Origin of the sequence: Corynebacterium tuberculostearicum, assembly GCF_022347235.1 — a bacterium.
Lineage (GTDB): Bacteria > Actinomycetota > Actinomycetes > Mycobacteriales > Mycobacteriaceae > Corynebacterium > Corynebacterium tuberculostearicum_F.
On sequence record NZ_JAKRDX010000018.1, the window covers coordinates 1 to 21,094 of the forward strand.

General features: G+C 62.7%; 24 protein-coding genes and 1 pseudogene. 9 read left to right on the forward strand and 16 right to left on the reverse strand.

The window, feature by feature from the left end:
• From MHK09_RS09490 to dapE, 8 genes and pseudogenes are all read right to left on the reverse strand, one after another.
• Positions 1–109 (reverse strand): annotated as a pseudogene (locus MHK09_RS09490) (methyltransferase domain-containing protein); the annotation flags it as partial.
• Positions 110–296: 187 nt separating this feature from the next.
• A complete protein-coding gene (locus MHK09_RS09495) occupies positions 297–1,163 on the reverse strand; it encodes a methyltransferase domain-containing protein (protein ID WP_250413400.1) in 867 nt (288 codons plus the stop codon).
• Positions 1,164–1,172: 9 nt separating this feature from the next.
• Entirely contained in the window at positions 1,173–1,340 is a 168-nt protein-coding gene (locus MHK09_RS09500) for a DUF3117 domain-containing protein (protein ID WP_005323535.1), read from the reverse strand.
• Positions 1,341–1,352: 12 nt separating this feature from the next.
• Positions 1,353–1,646, reverse strand: coding sequence for a DivIVA domain-containing protein (locus MHK09_RS09505; protein ID WP_005327512.1), 294 nt, complete (start codon positions 1,644–1,646; stop codon positions 1,353–1,355).
• Positions 1,647–1,649: 3 nt separating this feature from the next.
• Positions 1,650–2,372: a glucosyl-3-phosphoglycerate synthase gene (locus MHK09_RS09510; RefSeq protein ID WP_250413401.1), complete on the reverse strand. Its 723-nt coding sequence runs from the start codon at positions 2,370–2,372 to the stop codon at positions 1,650–1,652.
• Positions 2,369–3,181 (reverse strand): dihydropteroate synthase, encoded by an 813-nt coding sequence (folP, locus tag MHK09_RS09515; RefSeq protein WP_250413425.1) that lies wholly within the window; start codon positions 3,179–3,181, stop codon positions 2,369–2,371. The genes MHK09_RS09510 and folP overlap by 4 nt, the downstream gene beginning before the upstream one ends.
• 14 nt (positions 3,182–3,195) lie before the next feature.
• Positions 3,196–3,960: an LOG family protein gene (locus MHK09_RS09520; protein ID WP_005323540.1), complete on the reverse strand. Its 765-nt coding sequence runs from the start codon at positions 3,958–3,960 to the stop codon at positions 3,196–3,198.
• A 3-nt stretch (positions 3,961–3,963) separates the two neighbouring features.
• On the reverse strand, positions 3,964–5,052 hold the full coding sequence (dapE, locus tag MHK09_RS09525) for a succinyl-diaminopimelate desuccinylase (protein ID WP_250413403.1): 1,089 nt from the start codon (positions 5,050–5,052) through the stop codon (positions 3,964–3,966).
• Positions 5,053–5,141: 89 nt separating this feature from the next.
• On the opposite strand from dapE, the gene MHK09_RS09530 reads away from it, so the two are divergent.
• The 6 genes from MHK09_RS09530 to MHK09_RS09555 all read left to right on the forward strand — a co-directional run bounded on the left by MHK09_RS09530 (position 5,142) and on the right by MHK09_RS09555 (position 10,836).
• On the forward strand, positions 5,142–6,500 hold the full coding sequence (locus MHK09_RS09530) for an amino acid permease (protein ID WP_250413405.1): 1,359 nt from the start codon (positions 5,142–5,144) through the stop codon (positions 6,498–6,500).
• Positions 6,501–6,517: 17 nt separating this feature from the next.
• Positions 6,518–7,489, forward strand: a complete 972-nt coding sequence (dapD, locus tag MHK09_RS09535; protein ID WP_150851324.1) for a 2,3,4,5-tetrahydropyridine-2,6-dicarboxylate N-succinyltransferase — start codon at positions 6,518–6,520, stop codon at positions 7,487–7,489.
• 99 nt (positions 7,490–7,588) lie between these two features.
• Positions 7,589–8,920 (forward strand): amino acid permease, encoded by a 1,332-nt coding sequence (locus MHK09_RS09540; protein WP_250413426.1) that lies wholly within the window; start codon positions 7,589–7,591, stop codon positions 8,918–8,920.
• A gap of 316 nt (positions 8,921–9,236) precedes the next feature.
• Complete coding sequence (locus MHK09_RS09545) at positions 9,237–10,094, forward strand: type IV toxin-antitoxin system AbiEi family antitoxin domain-containing protein (protein ID WP_150851326.1); 858 nt, start codon at positions 9,237–9,239, stop codon at positions 10,092–10,094.
• Between the two features lie 57 nt (positions 10,095–10,151).
• Complete coding sequence (locus MHK09_RS09550) at positions 10,152–10,361, forward strand: helix-turn-helix transcriptional regulator (protein WP_049377975.1); 210 nt, start codon at positions 10,152–10,154, stop codon at positions 10,359–10,361.
• Positions 10,354–10,836: a transcriptional regulator gene (locus MHK09_RS09555; protein ID WP_150851695.1), complete on the forward strand. Its 483-nt coding sequence runs from the start codon at positions 10,354–10,356 to the stop codon at positions 10,834–10,836. The genes MHK09_RS09550 and MHK09_RS09555 overlap by 8 nt, the downstream gene beginning before the upstream one ends.
• Positions 10,837–11,115: 279 nt before the next feature.
• Here MHK09_RS09555 and MHK09_RS09560 read toward each other — a convergent pair whose 3' ends face one another.
• Genes MHK09_RS09560 through MHK09_RS09590 form a run of 7 tightly spaced genes read right to left on the reverse strand, consistent with a single transcriptional unit; the run spans position 11,116 to position 16,878 of the window.
• A complete protein-coding gene (locus MHK09_RS09560; RefSeq protein ID WP_250413406.1) occupies positions 11,116–11,679 on the reverse strand; it encodes a GtrA family protein in 564 nt (187 codons plus the stop codon).
• A 30-nt stretch (positions 11,680–11,709) separates the two neighbouring features.
• Positions 11,710–12,585 (reverse strand): pseudouridine synthase, encoded by an 876-nt coding sequence (locus MHK09_RS09565; RefSeq protein WP_250413407.1) that lies wholly within the window; start codon positions 12,583–12,585, stop codon positions 11,710–11,712.
• Positions 12,542–13,630, reverse strand: coding sequence for a succinyldiaminopimelate transaminase (gene dapC, locus MHK09_RS09570; RefSeq protein WP_250413408.1), 1,089 nt, complete (start codon positions 13,628–13,630; stop codon positions 12,542–12,544). Before dapC ends, MHK09_RS09565 begins: the two co-directional genes overlap by 44 nt.
• Before the next feature lie 3 nt (positions 13,631–13,633).
• Positions 13,634–13,957, reverse strand: coding sequence for a ferredoxin (gene fdxA, locus MHK09_RS09575; RefSeq protein ID WP_005327491.1), 324 nt, complete (start codon positions 13,955–13,957; stop codon positions 13,634–13,636).
• 53 nt (positions 13,958–14,010) lie between these two features.
• Entirely contained in the window at positions 14,011–14,388 is a 378-nt protein-coding gene (locus tag MHK09_RS09580) for a hypothetical protein (protein WP_250413409.1), read from the reverse strand.
• Positions 14,388–15,257: a PIG-L family deacetylase gene (locus MHK09_RS09585; RefSeq protein WP_250413410.1), complete on the reverse strand. Its 870-nt coding sequence runs from the start codon at positions 15,255–15,257 to the stop codon at positions 14,388–14,390. Before MHK09_RS09585 ends, MHK09_RS09580 begins: the two co-directional genes overlap by 1 nt.
• Positions 15,247–16,878, reverse strand: coding sequence for an ABC transporter family substrate-binding protein (locus MHK09_RS09590; RefSeq protein ID WP_250413411.1), 1,632 nt, complete (start codon positions 16,876–16,878; stop codon positions 15,247–15,249). Before MHK09_RS09590 ends, MHK09_RS09585 begins: the two co-directional genes overlap by 11 nt.
• A gap of 89 nt (positions 16,879–16,967) precedes the next feature.
• Between MHK09_RS09590 and MHK09_RS09595 the strand changes: the two genes are divergently transcribed.
• Complete coding sequence (locus tag MHK09_RS09595) at positions 16,968–17,630, forward strand: GOLPH3/VPS74 family protein (RefSeq protein WP_250413412.1); 663 nt, start codon at positions 16,968–16,970, stop codon at positions 17,628–17,630.
• An 11-nt stretch (positions 17,631–17,641) separates the two neighbouring features.
• On the opposite strand, the gene typA is transcribed toward MHK09_RS09595, so the two are convergent.
• Entirely contained in the window at positions 17,642–19,552 is a 1,911-nt protein-coding gene (gene typA, locus MHK09_RS09600; protein WP_049361466.1) for a translational GTPase TypA, read from the reverse strand.
• Between the two features lie 275 nt (positions 19,553–19,827).
• Here typA and MHK09_RS09605 point away from each other — a divergent pair, with 275 nt between their 5' ends.
• Complete coding sequence (locus tag MHK09_RS09605) at positions 19,828–20,556, forward strand: Rv1157c family protein (protein WP_250413413.1); 729 nt, start codon at positions 19,828–19,830, stop codon at positions 20,554–20,556.
• Positions 20,557–21,093, forward strand: coding sequence for a ribonuclease FAU-1 family protein (locus MHK09_RS09610; RefSeq protein ID WP_250413414.1), 537 nt, complete (start codon positions 20,557–20,559; stop codon positions 21,091–21,093).
• Position 21,094 lies beyond the last annotated feature (1 nt).

A 21,094-nucleotide genomic window follows, 5' to 3' on the forward strand; every position in this document is an offset into this window, starting at 1 on the left:
GGTGTCCAGCGCCGGGCGTCAAGACGATGACCTGGCCACCTGGGGCGAGCACGCGCTGGAATTCAGCAGGATTGCGCGGGGCGAAGACGACGGAGATTGCGTCGACGGCGCCCCGCGTTCCTCCACGCACCGTCCTTCGCGCTCACGGGGAGGGGCTGGGGCGTCGGAAAGCGTGTGCCGGTGAGCGGCAAGGGTGAGGAACCTCCGCACGCGCTCACTGGGGAGACGAAAAGAACCGCCCCACGCGCTTCCGGTGAGCGCGAAGGGCGGTGGAGGTGGCTGCGGCCGGCCGGGAGCTAGACGGCGCGGAGGCGGTCCAAGCGGGCGCGGGCGGTGACCGTGAGCGTCGGGGGCAGTGCGGCCATGCGCTCGGCGAGTTCGCCGGCGCTGATGTGGCGCGCGGACGGGCTCATGCCCACCTGGGCGGCGACGGAGGCCTTATCAAGCTCGATGGGGAACGAGATATCCACCGGGTCGGCCGCCTGCTCGAGGAAGCCCTCGGCCTGCTCATACATGCGCTCGACCTTGCCTTCTTCCACGCCGAGGATGCCGAGCGGCTCGCGCAGCTCATCCAGGTGTCCAGCGCCGGGCGTCAAGACGATGACCTGGCCACCTGGGGCGAGCACGCGCTGGAATTCAGCAGGATTGCGCGGGGCGAAGACGACGGAGATTGCGTCGACGGACTCATCCCGGATGGGCAGGCGCTCCCATACATCGGCCACGACGGCGCCGACGCGCGGGTGGCACTTGGCCAAGTGCTTCGCGGCGTGCGGGGAAATGTCGAGGCCGACGCCGCGGGCCTCCGCAATGGAGTCCAGAGTATGGGCCAGGTAGTAGCCGGTGCCGGCGCCCACCTCGAGGAGGGAGGCGGGCGTGGACTCGGCCAAGGAGGCGGAATCCAGTGCATCCTGGACGGCCCCGGTTACGGCCTCAACGAAGGGCGCGAAGTGGCCCATGGCCAGATAGGTCTCACGGGCGTTGACCATATCCATGTCATCGCCCTTGTGCTTGAGCCCGGCGCCGGCGGCAAGGGTGACATAGCCCTGCTTGGCCACATCAAAAGAGTGGCCGGATTCCGAGACAAGGCGAGAGAAATCATCGGCACCAGAAAGCGCGGTGCCATCGTTGGGATCGGCCAGAATGTCGACGATATGAGAAAGCATGTACCTAGACTAGCTAGAAACCTCGGTCAACAGGGAACCGAGCTCGGCGGCCTCGTCCTTGCTCAGCTCGATGACGATGCGACCGCCGCCATCCGAGGGGATGCGCATTACAATTTTGCGGGACTCCTCTACTGCTTCCATTTCTCCGCCCGTGGTGCGCGGCTTCATTGCTGCCATAGTGAGTCTCCTTTAGTTAACTTCTTTTCCTTCCAGCTTAGACCTTTTCTGCGCGGAAGATAGTTGTTCCTCCAGTTGCGCGAGGAGATCGTCCACCTGATCCTGGCGGTATCCACGGGGAACAACCTCGAATTTCACCTGGTCAAGGCGGCCTTCACGGAGGGCGGCGCGGTTATTTTCCCGCACCTTCTGCGGCTCGTCGAGCGGGTGCATGACCTCGCCGCGTCCAAAAATGGAGCCCCACACCCAGGTGCCGATGACGGTCAGGGCGATAAGGACGAGGAGGAGCATAATCCAAGACAGCATGGCTTAAACCTTACCTTTTAGCGGCGGGCGTTGAGCAACGGGCGCGAGGACCCCGGCGCGGGCGAGCAGCGTGCGCGCGACTACCTCGGCCATCGGCGCCAGCTCGTGCAGCGGCCGGTTGCGGTGTACCCGCGTGCCCAGGTCTACCTGTGCGATTGTGCCCCGCTTGCCGACGTCCACCATTAGCCCCGCTTCCACCCCATACCCCTCCACGAAGGGCAGTTCTAGGGCGGTGGCGCGGCGCAGGGCGTATTCGCCGCCGAGGGGCTGATCGATGTGGGCGAGCTCGGGAAAGAACTGCTTGATGAGCGGCTTGGCGGTCAATTCGGTCACGCGGCCACCGCCGGTGGGCTGGCCGTTGAGGCTGCGGCGGTAGCGGGCTTTGACCATCTCCACCGCTGGGTCGGCGAAGGGCGCGGCCAAGGCAGTGACCATGCCGGGTGCAGCGGATTCGAGGTCGGCGTCGACAAAGACGACGATGTCTCCCTTCGCCGCGGCAACCCCGCGCCAGAGGGATTCGCCCTTACCGGGGCGCGGTCCCTCCGGGAGGATATCGCGCCAATTGCGCACGTCCGCTCCGGCGGCGGCAGCTCGGGAGGCGGTGGCGTCGGTGGAGTCGGCGTCGATGACGAGCACTTCCAGGGGGTCATCGGCGAGGCAGGCGCGCACGACGTCTGCGACGGTGCCCTCCTCGTTGAGCGCTGGAATGATAACGGAGACGCTCATGCAAGGCCTCGCGTGGTTGCTAGCGGGGCGACCTCGCCTTGGATGGCGGCAGTCATGCGGATGACATCGGCGGTTTCTGCCACCTCGTGGACGCGGAAGGCGGCCACGCCGCGGGCGGCGGACCATGCGGTGGCGGCCAGGGTACCGGCCACGCGCTCGCCTACCCCGCGGTCGAGCGTCTCGCCCACGAAGTCCTTATTGGATAGCGCCATGAGCACCGGCCAACCGGTGGCCACGACCTCGTCGATGCGCCGCAGGAGATCGAGCCCGTGGAAGGTGTTCTTGCCAAAGTCATGCGTCGGATCGATGAAGGTCAGGTCCTCCGGGCAGCCGAGGGAGGCGGCGCGCTCGGCCAGTTGGGTGGTTTCCGCGATGACATCGGCCACCACATCGTCGAAGTGGACGCGATGCGGCCGGGTGCGCGGGGTGATGCCGCCGGTGTGCGAACACACGTATCCCACGCGGTGGTGGCCGGCGACCTCGATGAGCTCGGGGTCCCACCCGGCCCAGGTGTCATTGACCAGGCCGGCGCCGGCTGCGATGGCGGCCTCTGCCACCTCGCTGCGCCAAGTATCGACGGAGATGAGCACGTCCGGGTGGCGCTCGTGTACCTTCTCGATGGTCGGCACCACGCGGTCGATTTCCTCCGCCGCGTCCACGGCCTTGCCGGGGCCAGCCTTCACGCCGCCAATATCGACGATCGACGCACCGGCCGCGATCACCTCATCACAACGGCGCAACGCCGGGTCGAGGTCAAAGGTTGCGCCCTTGTCATAGAAGGAATCCGGGGTGCGATTGACAATCGCCATCACGCGCGCGAGGCTCAACGCGGCTCCCTGATGCGCTTATCGCTCATGACTTGGTGGCGCTGGATGATGTGGGCGAGGGCTTCATCGGGGTCGTCGGTAAGCAGGAAAAGCTCTCGGTCACCTTCGTTGATATAGCCGCTGGCCGCGAGCGTGTTGTCCATCCATTCCAGCAGGCCGGACCAGTACTCGGTGCCCATGAGCACGATGGGGTAATTGGTCACCTTGCCGGTCTGGACCATGCACATGACCTCGAAGAACTCATCCATCGTGCCCATGCCGCCAGGAAGGCAAATGAAGGCCTGCGAGTACTTCAAGAACATCGTCTTGCGAGCAAAGAAGTAGCGGAAATTCAGGCCCAGGTCGACGTACTCGTTGAGCCCCTGCTCGTGAGGCAGCTCGATGCCCAAGCCCACGGACAGCCCGCCGGCTTCGTGGGCGCCGCGGTTGGCCGCCTCCATGATGCCGGGGCCGCCGCCGGTGATGACGGCATAGGAGTGCTCGGCCAGTTTGCGGCCGACCTCGACGCCGAGCTGGTAGCTCGCATCCTCCGGCGTGGTGCGCGCGGAGCCGAAGACGGTAACGGCCTTCGGCAGCTTGGAAAGCGCATCGAAGCCAGCGACGAACTCGCCTTGGATGCGCAGGACGCGCCACGGATCGGCGTGCTGCCACTCATGGTCCGCGCCGGACTCCAAGAGCCGCTGGTCAAAGGTGGAGGCCTGCTCGCCTTCGGTGCGCAGCAGCATCGGGCCGCGCAGGGTGCGCATCTGCTCAGGGGTCATGGTCTATCCCTTCAGGTAGTTCACGAGGGCGGTGGATACTTCGGTGATCTGCGCGGTGGGGACTTGCTCGTCCTTCTTATGCGCGAACCCGGGGTCGCCGGCGCCGAAGTTTACGGCTGGGGTGCCCATTTCGGAGAAGCGTGCGACGTCAGTCCAGCCGTACTTGGCGCGGACGTTGCCCCCGACGGCGTCGATAAGAGCCTTGGCCGCTGGCTGGCCCAAACCGGGCTGGGCGGCCGGTGCGATGTCATCGATCTCGATGGTGACGTCCTCTTCCTCACCGATGATGGACTTCATATACTCCAGCGCTTCGTCGCTCGTACGGTCCGGCGCGAAGCGGAAGTTTACAAACATCCATGCCTCATCCGGCAGGGTATTGGTGGCCACGCCCGACTCGAGGTGGACGATGTTGAGGCCCTCGCGGTAGGTGCAGCCATCGATGGTGACATCGCGGGACTCATAGGCGGCGATGCGGCTCATAATGGGCGCGAGCTTGTGTGCTGCGTTGGATCCGAGCCACGCGCGGGCCGAGTGCGCGCGGGTGCCGTGGGCGGTAACGCGCAGGCGGATGGAACCCTGACAGCCGGCCTCCACCATGGCACCGGAGGGCTCGCCCAGAAGAGCGAAGTCGCCCTCGAGCCACTCCGGGTGGTCTTTTTGCAGGTGGCCCAGGCCATTAAATTCAGTGGCTACTTCTTCGCCCTCGTAGGCGATGACGGTGAGGTCATGCTTGAGCTCGTCGGCTTCGTGCAGCTGGGCAAAGGCATTGAGGTAGACGGCCATGCCGGACTTCATGTCCACGGTGCCGCAGCCCCACATAATCTCTACCCCGCCTTCAGAGGTTTCCATGTGATGCGGTACATTTTCTGCCAACGGAACGGTATCAATGTGACCGGCGAGCACCACGCGGGAATCTAGCCCGCGGTTCGTCCGGGCGCACACGGTATTGCCGTAGCGGGCAACCTCGACGTCCAATCCGCGCAGCGCTTCTTCGATGGCGTCTGCGATGGCCTCCTCATGGTGGGAGGGGCTCGGAATATCCACGAGCGCCTTGGTTAGTTCGATGGGGTCTGCATATAGATCTAAAGTCACAAAGCGCCATGCTAGCGCTCCGCGCAGCTCACCGCATTGTGTAAAGTTCACTTCACTGCAAATAATTCGTCCTCCCTAAGGTGATAACAATGGCCGAAGCCACTCAATTGAAATCCCGTCATCTCACGATGATGGGCCTTGGCTCCGCCGTGGGTGCCGGTCTCTTCCTCGGCGTGGGCCTCGGCATCCAGATTTCCGGCACCTCCGTGCTCATCTCCTATGCCGTAGCCGGCGCGCTCATCGCACTGGTGATGTGGATGCTCGGTGAGATGGCCGCCGCCCGCCCCTCTTTGGGGTCATTTTCCACCTACGCCGGCCAGGCCTATGGCCACTGGGCGCGCTTTACCATGGGGTGGATTTTCTGGTTCATGCTGATCATGGTCATGGGTGCCGAAATCACCGGCGCGGCCGCCATCATTTCCAACTGGTTCGATATTGCCCCGTGGATTCCAGCGCTTATTGCCGTGGCCTTCTTCGCGGTGGTCAACTTCGCGGCCGTGGGCGGTTTTGGTGAGTTCGAGTTCTGGTTCGCCATCATCAAGGTCGGCGTCATCGTCGCCTTCCTCGTCATCGGCGCGCTCATGGCGCTGGGCATCCTGCCGGGCATGGATGTCTCCTTGGCCGGTACCAATTTCACCGAGAACTTCCTGCCCAATGGCATTCCTGGCTTCGCCGCCGGATTGCTGGCCGTCGCCTTTGCCTTTGGCGGCATCGAGCTGGTGACCATCGCGGCGGCAGAGTCCGAGGATCCGGCGCACAACGTCGCCACCGCGGTGCGCGCCATTATCGTGCGCATCATGATTTTCTACATCGGCTCTATCGTGGTGATCACCATGGCGCTGCCGTTTAGCTCCATCCAGGACGCTGATGTCGCGGCCGATTCCCCCTTCACCCTGGTGCTCGCGGCCGCCAAGATTCCTTTTGCGGCCGGCTTCATGGAGGCGATTATCGCCCTAGCACTGTTGTCTGCCTTCAACGCGCAGATTTACGCCACCTCCCGCTTGGTCTTCGATATGGCCAAAGACCACTGCGCCCCGGGATTCTTCCTGAAGCAAAATCGTGCCGGCTCCCCCATCAACGCCGTCATCTTGTCCATGGTCTTCGCCTTCGCTTCGGTGGGCCTGCAGTTCTGGAACCCGCCAGGGCTTCTGGCCTTCCTCTTCAACGCGGTCGGAGGGTGCCTGCTGGTCATCTGGTCCTTCATCGTGGCTTCCTTTATCAAGTTGCACCCCGTCCTGCGCGATAATGGCGAGCTGACCGAGATCCACGTACCCGGATTCCCCTGGCTTCCGTGGGTTACGGCCGCCGCCCTGGCCGGACTGACCCTGCTGATGCTCTTTGATCCGGCCGCGCGCAACCAGGTCATCTCGGTGCTCATCCTCGCCGCGGTGCTCGTCATCTTGTCCTTCGTGCTTCCCACCGGCCAGCGCGCGGGGGCGCGGAAGTAGTTGCTAAGCTAGCGGGCATGACTTCTGCATCCGCACGTGGCCTAGCAACCATTACCCATGACGGCACCGTCTTGGACGTATGGTTCCCGGCCGTATACACCGATAAGAACGTAGAGACCACCGAGACCAAGCGCTTGGAAGAGGTTCCCCAGCAGTTCTCCGCGCTGGCAGGCCCGGACGAGGAGCGTGGCGTGGCCCGCGTCGCCGTTGAGACCTCCATCAAGGATCTGGATGACGCCCCCGTCGATACCTACGATGCTTACCTGCGCCTACACCTCCTCTCCCACCGCGCGGTCAAGCCGCACGGCCTGAATATGGACGGTATCTTCGGCCACCTCAATAACGTGGTCTGGACCAACTACGGTCCGTGCGCCGTGTCCGATTTCCAGATGGTGCGCGGCCGCCTGGCCTCCCGCGGCCCGGTCGTTGTCTACTCCGTGGACAAGTTCCCCCGCATGGTGGACTACGTTGTGCCGTCCGGCGTCCGCATTGGTGACGCAGACCGAGTGCGCCTGGGCGCCCACCTGGCTGAGGGCACCACCGTCATGCACGAGGGCTTCGTCAACTTCAACGCCGGCACCCTGGGCGCCTCCATGGTGGAAGGCCGCATCTCCGCGGGCGTCGTCGTGGGCGATGGCTCCGATATCGGCGGCGGCGCGTCCATCATGGGCACCCTATCCGGCGGCGGCAAGGAGGTCATCTCCATCGGCGAGCGCTGCCTGCTCGGCGCCAACTCCGGCATTGGCATTTCGCTTGGCGACGACGCCGTGGTCGAAGCCGGCCTCTACGTCACCGCCGGCACCAAGGTGGCCGTCTTTGGCAAGGTCGCGGAAGCACTGGGCGTCGACAATGGCGAGAACGTCAAGGGCTCCCAGCTCTCCGGTGCCTCCGGCATGCTGCTGCGCCGCAACTCCGTCTCCGGTGCGGTTGAGGCCGTGGAGTGGAAGGCCGAGGCCGTCGCGCTTAACGACGAGCTGCACAAGAATTAACACCCCCGATTCCTATAGCCCAATCGGGCAAAATAAGATGGAGGAGTGACTGATAACTCCTCCACCCTCGGTTCTGGCCTGAAGGTCCGCCACCTGACGATGATGGGGCTAGGCTCCACCATCGGTGCCGGACTTTTCTTGGGCACCGGCGTCGGTATCTCCGCCGCCGGCCCCGCCGTGCTCCTCGCCTACGTCATCGCTGGCTTTCTGGCCATTTTGGTGATGCAGATGCTGGGCGAGATGGGCACCGTTATCCCCGCCTCCGGCTCCTTTTCCGAATACGCCGAACACGGCATCGGCCGCTGGGCGGGCTTTACCCAGGGCTGGATCTATTGGCTAGCCACCGTCGCCGTGCTCGGCGCCGAAATCACCGGCGCGGCCGGCTTCATTGGCTCTTGGTTCAACGTCTCGCCGTGGATTCCCGCCGCCATCTGCGTGGTCCTCTTCGGCATCGTCAACTTGCTGCGCGTGCGCAGCTTCGGCGAATTCGAGTACTGGTTCGCCCTCATTAAGGTCGTTGTCATCGTGGCCTTTCTCATCATCGGCGCGCTGCTCATCCTGGGCCTCCTGCCCGGCCATTCCTTCATCGGCACCTCCGTCTTCCTGGAGGACGGCTTCATGCCCAATGGCCTCGGCGGCGTCGCGGCCGGCCTGTTGGCCGTAGCCTTCGCCTTCGGCGGCATCGAGGTGGTTGCCATCGCTTCTGCCGAATCCGAAGATCCCGAGAAATCCCTGGTCAACGCCGTGCGCTCCACCATCTTGCGCATCTCCGTGTTCTACCTAGGCTCCGTCCTCGTCATCACGTTCCTCCTGCCCTATTCCATCTTGGGCGGCGCCTCCACGGCCGCGGAATCCCCTTTCACCATGGTCCTCGAGCGCGCCGGCATCCCGGGCGCGGCCGGCATCATGGAAGTCGTCATCGTCCTCGCGCTGCTCTCCGCCTTCAACTCGCAGATTTACGCCTCCTCCCGCATGATGCACTCCCTTGCCTCCCGCGGCGAAGCCCCGCGCATCTTCACCACCACCAATAAGGACGGCGTTCCCACCACCGCCATCGGCCTGTCCGTCCTCCTCTCGGCCGTCATGGTCGTGCTCAACTACGCCGATACCGGCTGGCTGCTTACCTTCATGCTCAACGCCGCCGGCGCCTCCCTGCTCATCGTCTGGGTCTTCATCGCCGTCAGCCAGCTGCGCCTGCGCCGCCAGCTTGAGGCCCTCCATCCCCTCCCCATCCGCATGTGGGCCTACCCCTACCTCACCTGGTTTGCCCTCGCCCTCTTTGCGGCCATCGCGGTGCTCATGCTTACCGACGCCACCGCCCGCACCCAACTCCTCTCCGCCGCCGCAATGTTCGTGGTGCTCGCCATCGCCGGCGTTATCAATTCCAAGGTTCGCGGCATCAACCCGACCTCGACGCTGCCCCTCACCTAGCCCCTTATCCCAGAGGCTCACCTCGCCCCTCCGTCCTCCCTCGGCCACTCCCGCCCTTCGCGCTCACCGGCACGAGGCGGGGTCTCTCTTTTTCGTCACCTGGTGAGCGCCTAGGGCGAGCTCTGCCCACGCCCCTCCCGCCGCGCTCACGGGGAGCACAAATCAGGGCCAACCGAGGCCGTCGGTGAGCGCGAAGGGAAGTTATCCACAGCTATCCGGACCACGCAGCGGAAAATCGCCCCCAAACCCAGTGTTATCCACAGGATGCCGCGACGCGCATAGCTCCAGCCCAACACGACCGCTTAGGTTAAGCCCTATGGGGGAATGGACTACCGCGGAACTGCGCGGGCAAGGTTTGAGCAAGGATGCGATTCGTCGCAAGGTTCGCGAGGGGAAGCTCTTTCGCGTGCACAGGGGGATTTATACCGATGAATGGACGCCCTGGGCGATGGCGCGGGCGCTGGCGCATGGGCTCAGCCGCATCCATTTCACGGGAAAGACAGCGCAGGAGATTTACCTCGGCCGGCAGCTGACGTTTCCTCTGGAAGCGGAGGGACCGCGCACCTTAAAAGGGAAGAACTTTCGCGTTTCGCACTCGCGACTTCAAGCCACGCACAATGTCAACGGCCTTCCGGTGGTGCAACCGTTGTGGGCCGCGCGAAGGATTTCGCGTGCGTGCAGGCCTCTTCTGGAAGAACATTACCGAGGAAAACACGGCCCCGGCCGTCTAGAAACGGACCGTCGGCGAATGCGGCGCGTCCCAAGGAGTCTAAAAGAGACGATCCGGCACGCCGCGATTGGAGCGGATAGCCCACCGGAGCGCACTTTAAGCAGAAAGCTGCGCACTGAAGGAATTTTCCCAGAACACAATGCTCTCATCGCGGGGTATCGCTTTGATCTCAGGATTGGAAAGCTCCTTGTGGAAGTCGATGGCTGGGAATACCACAAACACAGCGAGGCATTTCAAGCTGACCGTTCCAAGCAAAACGCGGCCGTCGCCCACGGATATACGGTTTTGCGCTTTACTGCCGACGACATCAAATACCACCTCAGCGAAGCCATCCTGCTTATCAAAGCCACTCTTGAGGTGCTAAAAGGCCGCAACCCTGAGCTTCCGACCTCAGCAGCTCAGCCCTACTGGAAGTGGCATCTATGTGTGAAACATTTGCTTTAATGGCAATTATCCTTTACATTAGGACATGTAAGCAAGACACAGAGTAAAGGAGTCCAGATGGCCGACCACCCCAACATGGTCCGCAAATGGCGCCGCTGGCTCGAATTATCACAAGCCGAACTCGCTGAAAAAGCCGGCGTCTCCCGCCAGACCATCGCCAATATCGAACGGGGCAATTACTCCCCTTCCGTGCACCTCGCACTGGACATTTGCCACGAACTAGGTAAATCCGTCGAAGAAATCTTTGGAGCCGAACAACATGATTAACGCCATTGCCAACTACTCCCTCAATGAAATCGAGCGCGCCACTCGCGATGAATTCGAACGCGACACGCTCTATAAAGCCTGCGCAATTGGCATCACTCTCATCCCATTCCTCGAGCTCGTCGTCGCCGCAATCCTCGCCTGGGTCCTCCCCGGCCGAATGAGCATGCTGTGCTTCCTCGCGCTCGTACCATCCATCCTCGGCAATTCCATCGGCACCGCGTGGATGCGCCAACGCGTCGCCACCCCACCAGTGGGCCGAAATTGGACCGCAATGGCCGTCTACTTCATCCCGCTCATTGCCATGTTCGCCGGCATTGCCTATAACGCCTACGCGCCTGCCGACGGCCACAGCCCCGCCTCTTACCTCCTCGGCACCGCCGTCGGTGTTATCGCCGTCCTCATCCTCACCCCCTTCATTCGTCGCCGCCAGCACCGTCGCGACCAGGCTCGCCTCGATGCCGAGCTCGAAGACTAATCCCCCTCCCGCCCCTTCCCTCCACCCGCCCTTCGCGCTCACCGCGGACGGCGGGTTCTCGCGTTTTTCTTCCCCAGTGAGCGCGTGGGGAGGTACCGCCCCCTCGCGCTCACCGAGAGGCCCACTCACCGTCGTCGAAGGCATGCCGGTGACCGCGACGGGAGCATTGCTTGCCGACGCCCCTGTCGCGCTCACCGGCAGGCAAGAAAAGGCCCCATCGCCGTGCGCTGGTGAGCGCGAAGGGCGATGGGGTGGGGCGAAGCTTGACAGAGGGCCAGGCTAGGCAGGCTCGGTTTCGTGAATAACCTGCGGCGTCTTGGGCTTCGAGCGGAAGGTCCACAGCTTATTCAAAATGAAATTGATCGGCATGGCAACAATGATGGAAATTGCCGATGCCCAATACACCTTTGTACGCAGACCGGTTGAATCATCCAGAATGTCTGAGGGCAAATGCAGCGGCGAAGTCGGGTTCATCAACAATGTCGCCACGACTTGGCTTACGAGGAAAGCTCCAACGCCAGCGAGCAGGAATGGGAAGAAGCCACGCAGCCAGGACACTTTCGTGACTGAGCGGAAGGTCCACATTCGGTTGAGTTGGTAGTTCCAAGTGTTCGCGACCAAGAAGGCGATAGTCAGGAACACGTGATACCAGCGGATATGGAAAACAGAGCCGAAGAGATTGATGAAGGGGTCATCCGCCTCGATGCCGCCAGACCACCAAGTAATCTTTCTGCACAAATAGACCACAAAGAGATTAACCGCGGTACCCGAGCCGCCAACAATGCCGAATTTGAGAAACTGCCCAAAATTGGACACAAAGCGCGCGACGCTGAGGTCTGCCATGGGCCGCCTTTCTAGCCAGTGATTAAATAACTACTCGATTGTAGTTCTTAAGGCCTGGGAACTGAAAAATTGACGCTCGGAATGTGATAGAGGATCTATAAAAGTTATAGCCTCATGGAGCAGCGCGAGCGGGGTTCGGAAGTCATAGAGGTCGAGCTTGCGCGGGGTGGGATAGGTATCGTCGCCAAGCAGCGGGTGGCCGAGGTGATTGAGCAGCACGCGCAGTTGGTGGGTATGGCCGGTGCGCGGCCACATGGTCACCTTCCGGCCGGCGGCGCGCACATACGTGGAGGTCAGTGTACCTTCGGGGGCCACGAGCACCTGGCGCGACCCGCGGGGCTTGCGCATGCGCAGGGCAATTTCCCGGTCCACGAAAAGCGGCTGCTTGACGACGCCCCGATACCTCTTCACCGCACTCCCCTCCAGAAAGATGCGCTGGTAGGCGGCGCGGGTTTCGGGATTACGGGAGCAGATGACGAGGCCAGCGGTCAGGCGGTCTAGGCGGTGCAGGGGTACGATGTCGTCTTCGCCAGAATCCACGCGCAGGCGGGTTTGCAGCGTTTCGCGCTGGAGGCGGCCGTTGGTGGTCGTGGGCAAGAAGTGCGGCTTATCGGCCACGATGAGGTCGCGGTCGGCGTGGACCACGGAGTAGTCGAAAGGAATCGGGCGTTCCGGAGGAACGGAGGGGTGGTACCAGGCGGGCACGGGGTGCGAAAGTGCGGTACCAGACGGCAACACGGTGCCGGCTGGAAAGGGAGAGTCGCCGGCGCGGGCGGCGAAGTACTCCCCTTCCTCCGGCACGCGGCCGCGCAGGACCGTTTTGCGCGGCGAAATACCCGCGCGGGCGGGAGGCCTGCCGGAATTAGGCACCGGCGAGGCGGTCGACGGCGGCATCGATGCGCTCATCGGTGCCATTGAGACCGATGCGCACATGCTTCTCGCCTGCCGGGCCGTAAAAGTCACCCGGGGCCGCGAGGATGCCGCGCTCGGCCAGCCAGTCGATGGTCTCGCGGCAATTCTCGCCCCGGGTGGCCCACAAGTACAGGCCGGCATCGGAGTGGTCGATGGTAAAGCCGGCGTCGACAAGCGCGTGCATGAGCACCGCACGGCGGGAGGCGTAGCGGTTGCGCTGGAGGGCCTCGGTGTCGTCGTCGTTTAGCGCGGCGACCATGGCGGCCTGAATGGGGCCTGGAACGATGAGGCCAGCGTGCTTGCGCAGCTGCAGCAGCTCGGCGATGAGCTCGTTATCGCCCGCGAAGAAGCCGGCGCGGTAAGCGGCCATATTCGCGGTCTTGGACAGCGAATGCATGGCGATGAGCCCGGTGTTATCGCCATCGGTCACGCGCGGATCGAGGATGGATACCGGTGGATTTTCGTCGTTCCAGCCCAGGCTCATATAGCACTCGTCGGAGGCGATGATGGCGCCGTTCTCGCGCGCCCACGCCACGATGCGGCGCAGTTCCTCCACGCCGAGCACGCGGCCGGTGGGATTGGACGGCGAATTCAAAAAGACCAGGGAGGCATCCTGGAAATCGGAATCCGCGCGCAGCGGCTTAGCACCGGCGAGCAGGGCGCCCACCTCATAGGTGGGATAGGCCACCGAGGGGAAGGCGACGGTCTCGCCGCGCATGCCCAGAAGCGTGGGCAGCCAGGCGATGGCCTCCTTGGTGCCGACCACCGGTAGGACGCGGTCTACCTGCATGTTATAGCGGCGGGTGAGCGCGGCGGCGATGGCCTCGCGCAGCTCCGGGGTGCCGGCGGTCTGCGGGTAACCAGGGTTCTGCGCGGCGGCGGTCAACGCGAGCTGCACGCCTGGGGACACAGGGTCCACGGGGTTGCCCACCGAGAGGTCAACGATTCCACCCGGGTGGGCCTGGGCCTTCTTCTTGGCGCCGGCCAGCGAATCCCAGGGGAAGTCTGGAAGCGTCTTTCCTAGCGGTGTGCGTGCCATGTCTTACTCCTGATTCTGTGGTGGAAGCGCGGCAATCATCGGGACGTCAAAGTCCTGTGGCCCAAGGGCCGCCGCTCCGCCCGGGGAGCCTAGGTCATCGAAGAAAGCGGCGTTGGCGTCGTTGTAGTCCAGCCACTCATCGGGAACATCATCCTCGTAGAAGATGGCCTCAACCGGGCATGCGGGCTCGCAGGCACCGCAGTCCACGCACTCATCCGGGTGGATGTAGAGCATGCGCTTGCCCTCGTAGATGCAGTCAACAGGGCATTCCTCAACGCAGCCGCGGTCCATTACGTCAACGCAAGGCTGTGCGATCGTATAAGTCATGGAGATTCCTTGAAGCTTCCTGATTTCTCGGATTTGGGATGTTTAACAGTATGTCACTTATGCTTGAAAAATGGCCAAACGCCCCCGCCTATCCCGGCCAAAAGCAGGAGCAGGCTGAGAATATTATTGGCCAAGAGCATGTCTCCTGTCATTGGCACCATCAGCATGAAGGCAAAAAATCCTAAGCCCCATACGATGAGCGGGATGGCGCCGACCATCGGTGCGGGGCTCCATAGCCGGGCGGTACGGGTGAGCACGGAGTTAAACCACCACGCAAGCAGGATGGTGATGGGAAAGGCCACGCTCGCGCCGCTAGATAGCGGAATGCGCGCGGTGAGGTAAATGACCTCAAGGAAGACCGACAGCAAGGCGCCGATGGCCAGCCACACTAGGCCGGTGACCTGCTCGCCGCGGCTATAATCCGTGCGCATTACAGGCCGCCCAGCAGGTCTTCGGCCGGCTCACCCTGGCCCAACTGGAAGTACTCGGCGCGCAGCAACGGCATGACCAGCAGGTTGGATAGACCATAGGCCCCGGGCACGTGCTCGGGTTCATGCAGCGCGGCCACGGCAGCCTCGGGGTTGGTGCGGGTGGTGGAGCCATCGGCCACCCAGATTTGGGAGGAGTGGGCGCGCATGGCGCTGCGCTTGGCGTCAAGGGCGGCGTCGGAAAGAGCGACGGTGACATCCGCGCCCTCGTTGGTGAAATTGTCTAGGTACTCCTGGCTGGGTTTGGTCCACCCGGCCGGCGCATCGAGGGTGTCTAGGCCGGCATAGTTAGCGGCGCGTTCAAAAAGTCCGTACCAAATACGCGTGCTTGGCGACGCCGCCTTCATCACCGCCTTATGCACCGCAATGTGGTCGGGGTGCCCGTAGCCGCCATCGGGCCCGTAGGTCAAGATGGCGTGGGGGTGAATCGCCTCGAGCTCGTCGCTCAGGAAATCGGCCGCCTCCTCGATGCGATTGACCAGTGCACGCGGGTTCTCGTGCGAGGGAGAGCCCGCCATACCGGAGTCATGGAAATGGCCGAAACCTCCCAATTGGACGCCTTTGACACCCAGGGCATCGAGGGCATTGGCCAATTCGCGAGCGCGAAAGCCGCCGAGCTGATCGTGATCGGCCAGGCCCTGATAGGGCTCACCGATGACCTCGCCGTCCTCGCCCAAGGTAAGCGTAATGACGGTAACCTCGGCGCCGCGTGCGGCTAGAGTTGCCAGGGTGCCGCCCATAAAGAGGGTTTCATCATCCGGGTGGGCGTGCACTGCCACCACACGGTAGCCGGTTAAGTCCTTAGTCTTCATCTATCCTCCAGCGGGGCGCGGTGATAAGACCCTCGTCCCAATCATCAATGCTTTGGCCGGGGCCTACAATACCCTCCCCGAGCGCATGGATACGCGTCTCATCCACCAAAGGCACGTAAAGGGCCTCCTTAGAGTTCACATCGCGAATGCGGCCGAGGGCTTCCTTCGGGCTCATGGCGCCGGACAAAATCTCCTCGCGAATCTCATCCGCGTTCTCCGGGCAGATTCCGGACAGGTCGCCGGCGAGCGGCTGCTTGTCATCGCAGCTGAAGATATTTGCCGCGGCCAGCGAGTTCAGGGAAATATCCTCCCAGGTCACCACCGCATCCACTTCGCCTTCTGGCAAAAGCTTGGAAGTTATTGTAGTCAGGCGCTCGGAAACCACCTCAGCATCGATCCCATGGGCTTCTAGGACGTCGTAAAGCGTAGTGGCCGCGGCCAAGGCCGTGGGGCTAGTGGGGTCTACCGCAAAGCGAATCGGCTTTTTACTAGCGCGGGTGCGCAGCGCAGTGAGATCCGCGTCCTTACTTATAGGGTTGTTCCCCGGCTCAAGGTTGGAAGCGCGACCGGTGGCCAAACGCGCGACCTGGTCCGTGTCAATCAGCGAGGCCAATCCGCGGCGTGCTGCCCTTTCTTCTAGTGCTCCATCCGCGGTGGACATGTGCAGGCGCAGTTGACGCGGGCGGGTCAGGGCTTTATCGGAAACATGCGCTAAAAGGCCCAGTGCCTCCAGGGAGGTTTGATCCGGAGTAAAGTCCGCGAAACCAATCTGCCCGGAGCGCAGCATATTGAGCGCCTGGCTGCTATCGCGTACCTCGCGCAGCTGAATGACATCCACCTGGGCCGGATTAGCGCCCCAGAAGCGGTCGTTGCGGTTCAAGGTAATGACTCCGCGGCCGCGGTCCACGCTGTCGACGAGGAAGCGCCCGGCCGATGCCGGAATCTTATCGGCCAAGGCGGAGCCAAAGTTATCGTCCTGCAGCAGGTGGGAAGGCAGCAAGTTATGGAAAAGCAGGTGCCAATCTTTCACCTTCTGGGAAAAGTCCACGGTGACTACGCGGCCGCCATCGGAGGTATTGACGGCCGATATGGCGTGGTAGCCGGCGGGATCGCGCACACCGGCGGTAGTGGTCATCTGCTTCCACAGGTAGCTAAAGTCCGCGCCGGAAATGGGTGTGCCATCGGACCATTGTGCGGGCGAGGCGATAACGTAGCGCACCCGTTGCGCCACGCCCTTAGGAGCGGTGACCTCAGAGGCGGATTCGAGGATATCGGCGTCCCTTTGCCCGTGGTGGAACGCCGAGGGCAGCACCAGTTCTGCAATCTGGTCGACCAGCTCGGAGTTATTGGCCACCAAGTGCGGGTTGAGGCCCGCGCGCAAGGGGTCCACGCCCACCGAGATGGTGGGGCGCTTGGCGGAATCGGCATCCTGCGGCTGCTCGTTTTCCGGGGTAGCCGTGGTGGTGGCCTGATCTTCTTGCAGCGCGGAGGCATTATCCTCCACCACCGGTGGTGGGCCGGGGTTGGCCGCGCAGGCGCTAAGTAGTGCAAGGCTGGCGGTGCTGAGTACCGCTGCGATTGCCGACGCCGCGCGCCTTGGTGAAGCCGGATTCTTTTTCATCGCGGACTACTTTAGTCCCTCTACCCCGCCGAAACGAAGATTATTGGCGCTAGACTCGGCCATAGACCGCAACTTTTAAGGAGGCCCCAATGCTCATCTGCCAAGAAATGTTCCTTCTCCTGACCAAGGACAACGGCAAGCAGGAAGACTGGGTGTCCAATAATGAGGCCGCTCTGCGCGCCACCGTACTCACGGACCTGCTGCTGGGCGGGCACGTAGAGCTCGGTGAGAAAAAGAAGGTAGAGACCACTCCACAGCGCCCGGATCACCCCGTGTTGGCGTGGGCTTGGGAGGAGCTGCAGCAGCACAAGGCCACCAGCATGCAGAGCCTGTTGGAGGCTTCGTGGTTTACCCCGCGGGAAATCATCGCGTTGGATTTCCACGCGAATGGGCAGCTTGACGTGGAAAAGGCCAAGTGGTGGCAGATAAGCGGCGACCGCTACATCATGACGGACCTAGAGCTGGAAAAGGAACTGCGCGAGCGGTTGGTTGCAGTCTTAGAGGCGCAGCGGCCGGCCGAGGTCAACGACGTCATTATTCTCGATATTCTCCGCGAGGTCAGCGGCGCCTATACCCTGCTGAAAAACAATGCGGAGGGAATGAAGCGCCGGGAGATGCGGGCACGCATTCAGGACATCAAAAAAGAGGTGGAGTATGACAAAACCGCCTCCTCTGCGGTCAAGGCCGTAGTTGAGGAGGCGGCAGCGGTTGCAGCGATGGTGGCCACGTCAGCGGCAATCACCACCACCTAGAGTGATGCTGACTACTTATTCATCTGCTTGGCGCGGGCGGCGGCACGCTTGCGGTCGGTAGCGGAAAGCTCTACCTTGCGCACGCGCAGAACGTCCGGGGCGACCTCGACGCACTCGTCGTTGCCACAGAATTCCAGTGCTTCTTCCAAGGAGAGGGTGTGTGCCTTGGCCAGGGTGACCGTGGCATCCGCAGTAGCGGAGCGCATATTGGTCAGCTTCTTTTCCTTGGTGATGTTGATGTCAATATCCTCATCACGGTTATTGGCACCAACGACCATGCCCTCATAAGCCTCGGCACCCGGCTCAACGAAGAAGTTGCCGCGGTCAGCCAGCTGCATCAGCGCGTACTGGGTGATCTGGCCGGTGCGGTCAGCCACCAGGGAACCGGTCGGGCGGGACTTGATCTCGCCGGCCCAGACATCCAGGCCGTCAGAGATGGAGTTAGCGATACCGGCACCGCGGGTCTCGGTCATGAACTGGGTGCGGAAGCCGATGAGGCCGCGGGCAGGAACGCGGAAGATCATGCGTACCCAGTCGCCTTCGCGCACATCCATGGCCTGCATCTGGCCCTTGCGGGCGGCCAGCAGCTGGGTGATAGCACCCTGATGCTCGGACGGGGAGTCAATGGTGAGGATCTCGTATGGCTCGTAGGTCTTGCCGTCGATTTCCTTGGTCACAACCTGCGGCTTACCAATCGTCAGCTCGAAGCCCTCGCGACGCATGGACTCAATAAGCACGGACAGAGCCATCTCGCCACGGCCCTGGACCTCCCAAGCGTCGGGGCGCTCGGTGGGCAGCACGCGCAGGGAAACGTTACCGATGAGCTCTTGCTCCAAGCGGGCCTTGACCATACGTGCGGTGAGCTTATCGCCGCCGCCCTGGCCTGCCATCGGGGAGGTATTCACACCGATGGTCATGGAGATGGCCGGCTCGTCTACGGTGATGCGCGGCAGGGCCTCTGGGTGCTCCGGATCGGCGATGGTGTCACCAATCATGACGTCAGAAATGCCGGAGATAGCAACGATGTCACCGGCGATGGCCTCCTCGGCCGGCTGACGCTCGAAGCCGACGGTGCGCAGCAGCTCGGCGACCTTCACGGTCTTGGTGTGCTGGTTGCCATCCTCGTCGTAGTGAATCCAGGCCACCTGCTGGCCCTTCTTGATGCGGCCGGCGTAGATACGCAGCAGCGCGATACGGCCCAGGAAGTCGGAAGCGTCCAGGTTGGTTACGTGCGCCTGCAGTGGGGCGTCGACGGTAGCGGAAGGCTCTGGGAGGACGTTATAGATGACGTCGAAAAGCGGCTGCAGATCCTCGCCCTCAGGGACGTTGCCATCGCCTGGGTTCTCGGTGGAGGCAACGCCGGCGCGGCCGGAAGCGTAGAGAACCGGAAGGTCCAGCAGCTCCTCGGCGGCGGCCGCGGCTTCCTCGTCCTCCAGGCCGGCGGCGATTTCCAGCAGCAGGTCCTGGGACTCGGAGACAACCTCGTCGATGCGGGCATCCGGGCGGTCAGTCTTGTTCACGCAGATGATAACCGGCAGCTTGGCTTCCAGTGCCTTGGTGAGCACGAAGCGGGTCTGCGGCAGCGGACCCTCGGAGGCATCGACGAGCAAGACAACGCCATCCACCATGGAAATACCGCGCTCGACCTCGCCACCGAAGTCGGCGTGGCCTGGGGTGTCAATGACGTTAATAATCAGGTCCTGGCCGTCCTTGCCCAGGCCCTTGCGGTGAATGGCCGTGTTCTTGGCCAGAATGGTAATGCCGCGCTCGCGCTCCTGATCATTGGAGTCCATGACGCGGTCCGTGTGTTCACCGTGGTCACCAAAGGCGCCGGACTGCTCCAGCATGCCGTTGACCAGGGTGGTCTTGCCATGGTCAACGTGCGCGACGATGGCAACATTACGGAACTCGGTATTACTCACTAGTGGGGTTCTCCTTCGGAGGATCTACAGCGCTTGCGCGCGCGAAATTGATCTTGAACGAGCTCCCACGATACCCCCTTAAAGGGCCAAGTGCAGCATTGGGGATGGCTTTACCCCGTAACGCACCGTATAGGGAGAGCGAAAACTCTTATAGATTGCCAAAATACTTGACACCGCCCTTGCCATCACTATCGTTACTGTAGGTAATATTGTTACAAATGTGACAACTGGGGTTTAACTCCCCTTCCCGAGACCGCACCCAAGGAATTGATAACGTGAGCCACGCCCGCACCACCTGGCGCCTGTCCGGCCGTACCGGTTATATCGCCGCTGCCACGGCCGCGCTCATCGGCCTCGCCTCTCCGCTCGTCGCCCCTGCGCAGGCATCCGCACCGGATCTTTCTTCCTTAGTGCAGCAGGCATCCTCCCATAGCCCGCTGGACGAGCTCGGCCGCCCCAATCAGGAAACCCAGGACCGCATCCGCGCTTTTGCGGCACAACCTTGGATTCCCGAGGATGTTCGCAACGCTATCCTCTCGGGCCTTGCGTTCTTCGCTGGCGGCGGCGATGGCAAGGGCGGCGTAGCCATACCGGAGGGCAATAACCCGAACTTCCGCCAGTTCTACTGGCCCACAGTCTCTGCACAGTGCATTGGCGGCACTAGCGATGCCATGGGCTCGGCCATCGCCGTTCCTGGCCCCACCGAAATGCCGGCACCGGGCGCAAAGCCCGGCGAAACCGTCTTCCTCTTCACCGCCCTCGGCACCCCACCGGCCGCACGCGAACAAGGCGGGATGAACGTGCAGTGGTTCAACCTTGACACCCTGCGCAGCGGTGTCACCCCACTAAATAACAATGGCATCAACCAGGACGGCCCTACCACCTTGTCCGGTACCGCCCAGACCGGCAAGGGCACCGTCATCGCGCTGCTTTCTGGCGGCGTGAACACCCAGGAGTCCCGCTGCAATTTCGCCCCCACCGCCGCCTTCCTTGAGGTGAAGTAGATGCCGGTGGATCTCCATCCGGTCAAGCGCGAGACCTTTAATACCGCCGAGTACACTAATACCGACCCCAAGGGGTTCCTGCGCGAGGTCGACACGTACACCGAGACGGATTTCGGCCTCTACATGGCTCGCGGCGCCGATCACCCGCGCTTTGGCTACCTGGAATCGTGGCTGCTGCCCGATCTCAACCTGCGTGCCAATATCTTCCATTTCCGCCCTGGTGTAGACGTCCACCAGGACTTCTATATTGATGTGGCCGAAATCCAACGCGATGGCGCGGTGTGGACCACCCGCGATCTTTATGTGGATCTTGTTGCCACCCGCGGCAAGCCCATTTCCGTGCTCGATATTGATGAGCTCTCTGCCGCGACCTCCGCCGGCTTGATTTCTGCCGAGGACACCGAGAAAGCGATCGACACTACACTTGCCGCGGTCGAGGGCATTACTCGCAGCGGTGATGATGCGATGGCTTGGTTGGCGCATCAGGGGATACACTTAACGTGGTCCGATAACATCACCCTAACCCCAGAAGGATAAT

Excerpts from the sequence above, each read along its gene's own strand:
- MHK09_RS09495 (WP_250413400.1), bottom strand. The coding sequence starts at position 1,163 with ATGCTTTCTCATATCGTCGACATTCTGGCCGATCCCAACGATGGCACC.
- MHK09_RS09500 (WP_005323535.1), bottom strand. The coding sequence starts at position 1,340 with ATGGCAGCAATGAAGCCGCGCACCACGGGCGGAGAAATGGAAGCAGTA.
- MHK09_RS09505 (WP_005327512.1), bottom strand. The coding sequence starts at position 1,646 with ATGCTGTCTTGGATTATGCTCCTCCTCGTCCTTATCGCCCTGACCGTC.
- MHK09_RS09510 (WP_250413401.1), bottom strand. The coding sequence starts at position 2,372 with ATGAGCGTCTCCGTTATCATTCCAGCGCTCAACGAGGAGGGCACCGTC.
- folP (WP_250413425.1), bottom strand. The coding sequence starts at position 3,181 with ATGGCGATTGTCAATCGCACCCCGGATTCCTTCTATGACAAGGGCGCA.
- MHK09_RS09520 (WP_005323540.1), bottom strand. The coding sequence starts at position 3,960 with ATGACCCCTGAGCAGATGCGCACCCTGCGCGGCCCGATGCTGCTGCGC.
- MHK09_RS09530 (WP_250413405.1), top strand. The coding sequence starts at position 5,142 with ATGGCCGAAGCCACTCAATTGAAATCCCGTCATCTCACGATGATGGGC.
- dapD (WP_150851324.1), top strand. The coding sequence starts at position 6,518 with ATGACTTCTGCATCCGCACGTGGCCTAGCAACCATTACCCATGACGGC.
- MHK09_RS09540 (WP_250413426.1), top strand. The coding sequence starts at position 7,589 with ATGATGGGGCTAGGCTCCACCATCGGTGCCGGACTTTTCTTGGGCACC.
- MHK09_RS09545 (WP_150851326.1), top strand. The coding sequence starts at position 9,237 with ATGGGGGAATGGACTACCGCGGAACTGCGCGGGCAAGGTTTGAGCAAG.
- MHK09_RS09550 (WP_049377975.1), top strand. The coding sequence starts at position 10,152 with ATGGCCGACCACCCCAACATGGTCCGCAAATGGCGCCGCTGGCTCGAA.
- MHK09_RS09555 (WP_150851695.1), top strand. The coding sequence starts at position 10,354 with ATGATTAACGCCATTGCCAACTACTCCCTCAATGAAATCGAGCGCGCC.
- MHK09_RS09560 (WP_250413406.1), bottom strand. The coding sequence starts at position 11,679 with ATGGCAGACCTCAGCGTCGCGCGCTTTGTGTCCAATTTTGGGCAGTTT.
- MHK09_RS09565 (WP_250413407.1), bottom strand. The coding sequence starts at position 12,585 with ATGAGCGCATCGATGCCGCCGTCGACCGCCTCGCCGGTGCCTAATTCC.
- dapC (WP_250413408.1), bottom strand. The coding sequence starts at position 13,630 with ATGGCACGCACACCGCTAGGAAAGACGCTTCCAGACTTCCCCTGGGAT.
- fdxA (WP_005327491.1), bottom strand. The coding sequence starts at position 13,957 with ATGACTTATACGATCGCACAGCCTTGCGTTGACGTAATGGACCGCGGC.
- MHK09_RS09580 (WP_250413409.1), bottom strand. The coding sequence starts at position 14,388 with ATGCGCACGGATTATAGCCGCGGCGAGCAGGTCACCGGCCTAGTGTGG.
- MHK09_RS09585 (WP_250413410.1), bottom strand. The coding sequence starts at position 15,257 with ATGAAGACTAAGGACTTAACCGGCTACCGTGTGGTGGCAGTGCACGCC.
- MHK09_RS09590 (WP_250413411.1), bottom strand. The coding sequence starts at position 16,878 with ATGAAAAAGAATCCGGCTTCACCAAGGCGCGCGGCGTCGGCAATCGCA.
- MHK09_RS09595 (WP_250413412.1), top strand. The coding sequence starts at position 16,968 with ATGCTCATCTGCCAAGAAATGTTCCTTCTCCTGACCAAGGACAACGGC.
- MHK09_RS09610 (WP_250413414.1), top strand. The coding sequence starts at position 20,557 with ATGCCGGTGGATCTCCATCCGGTCAAGCGCGAGACCTTTAATACCGCC.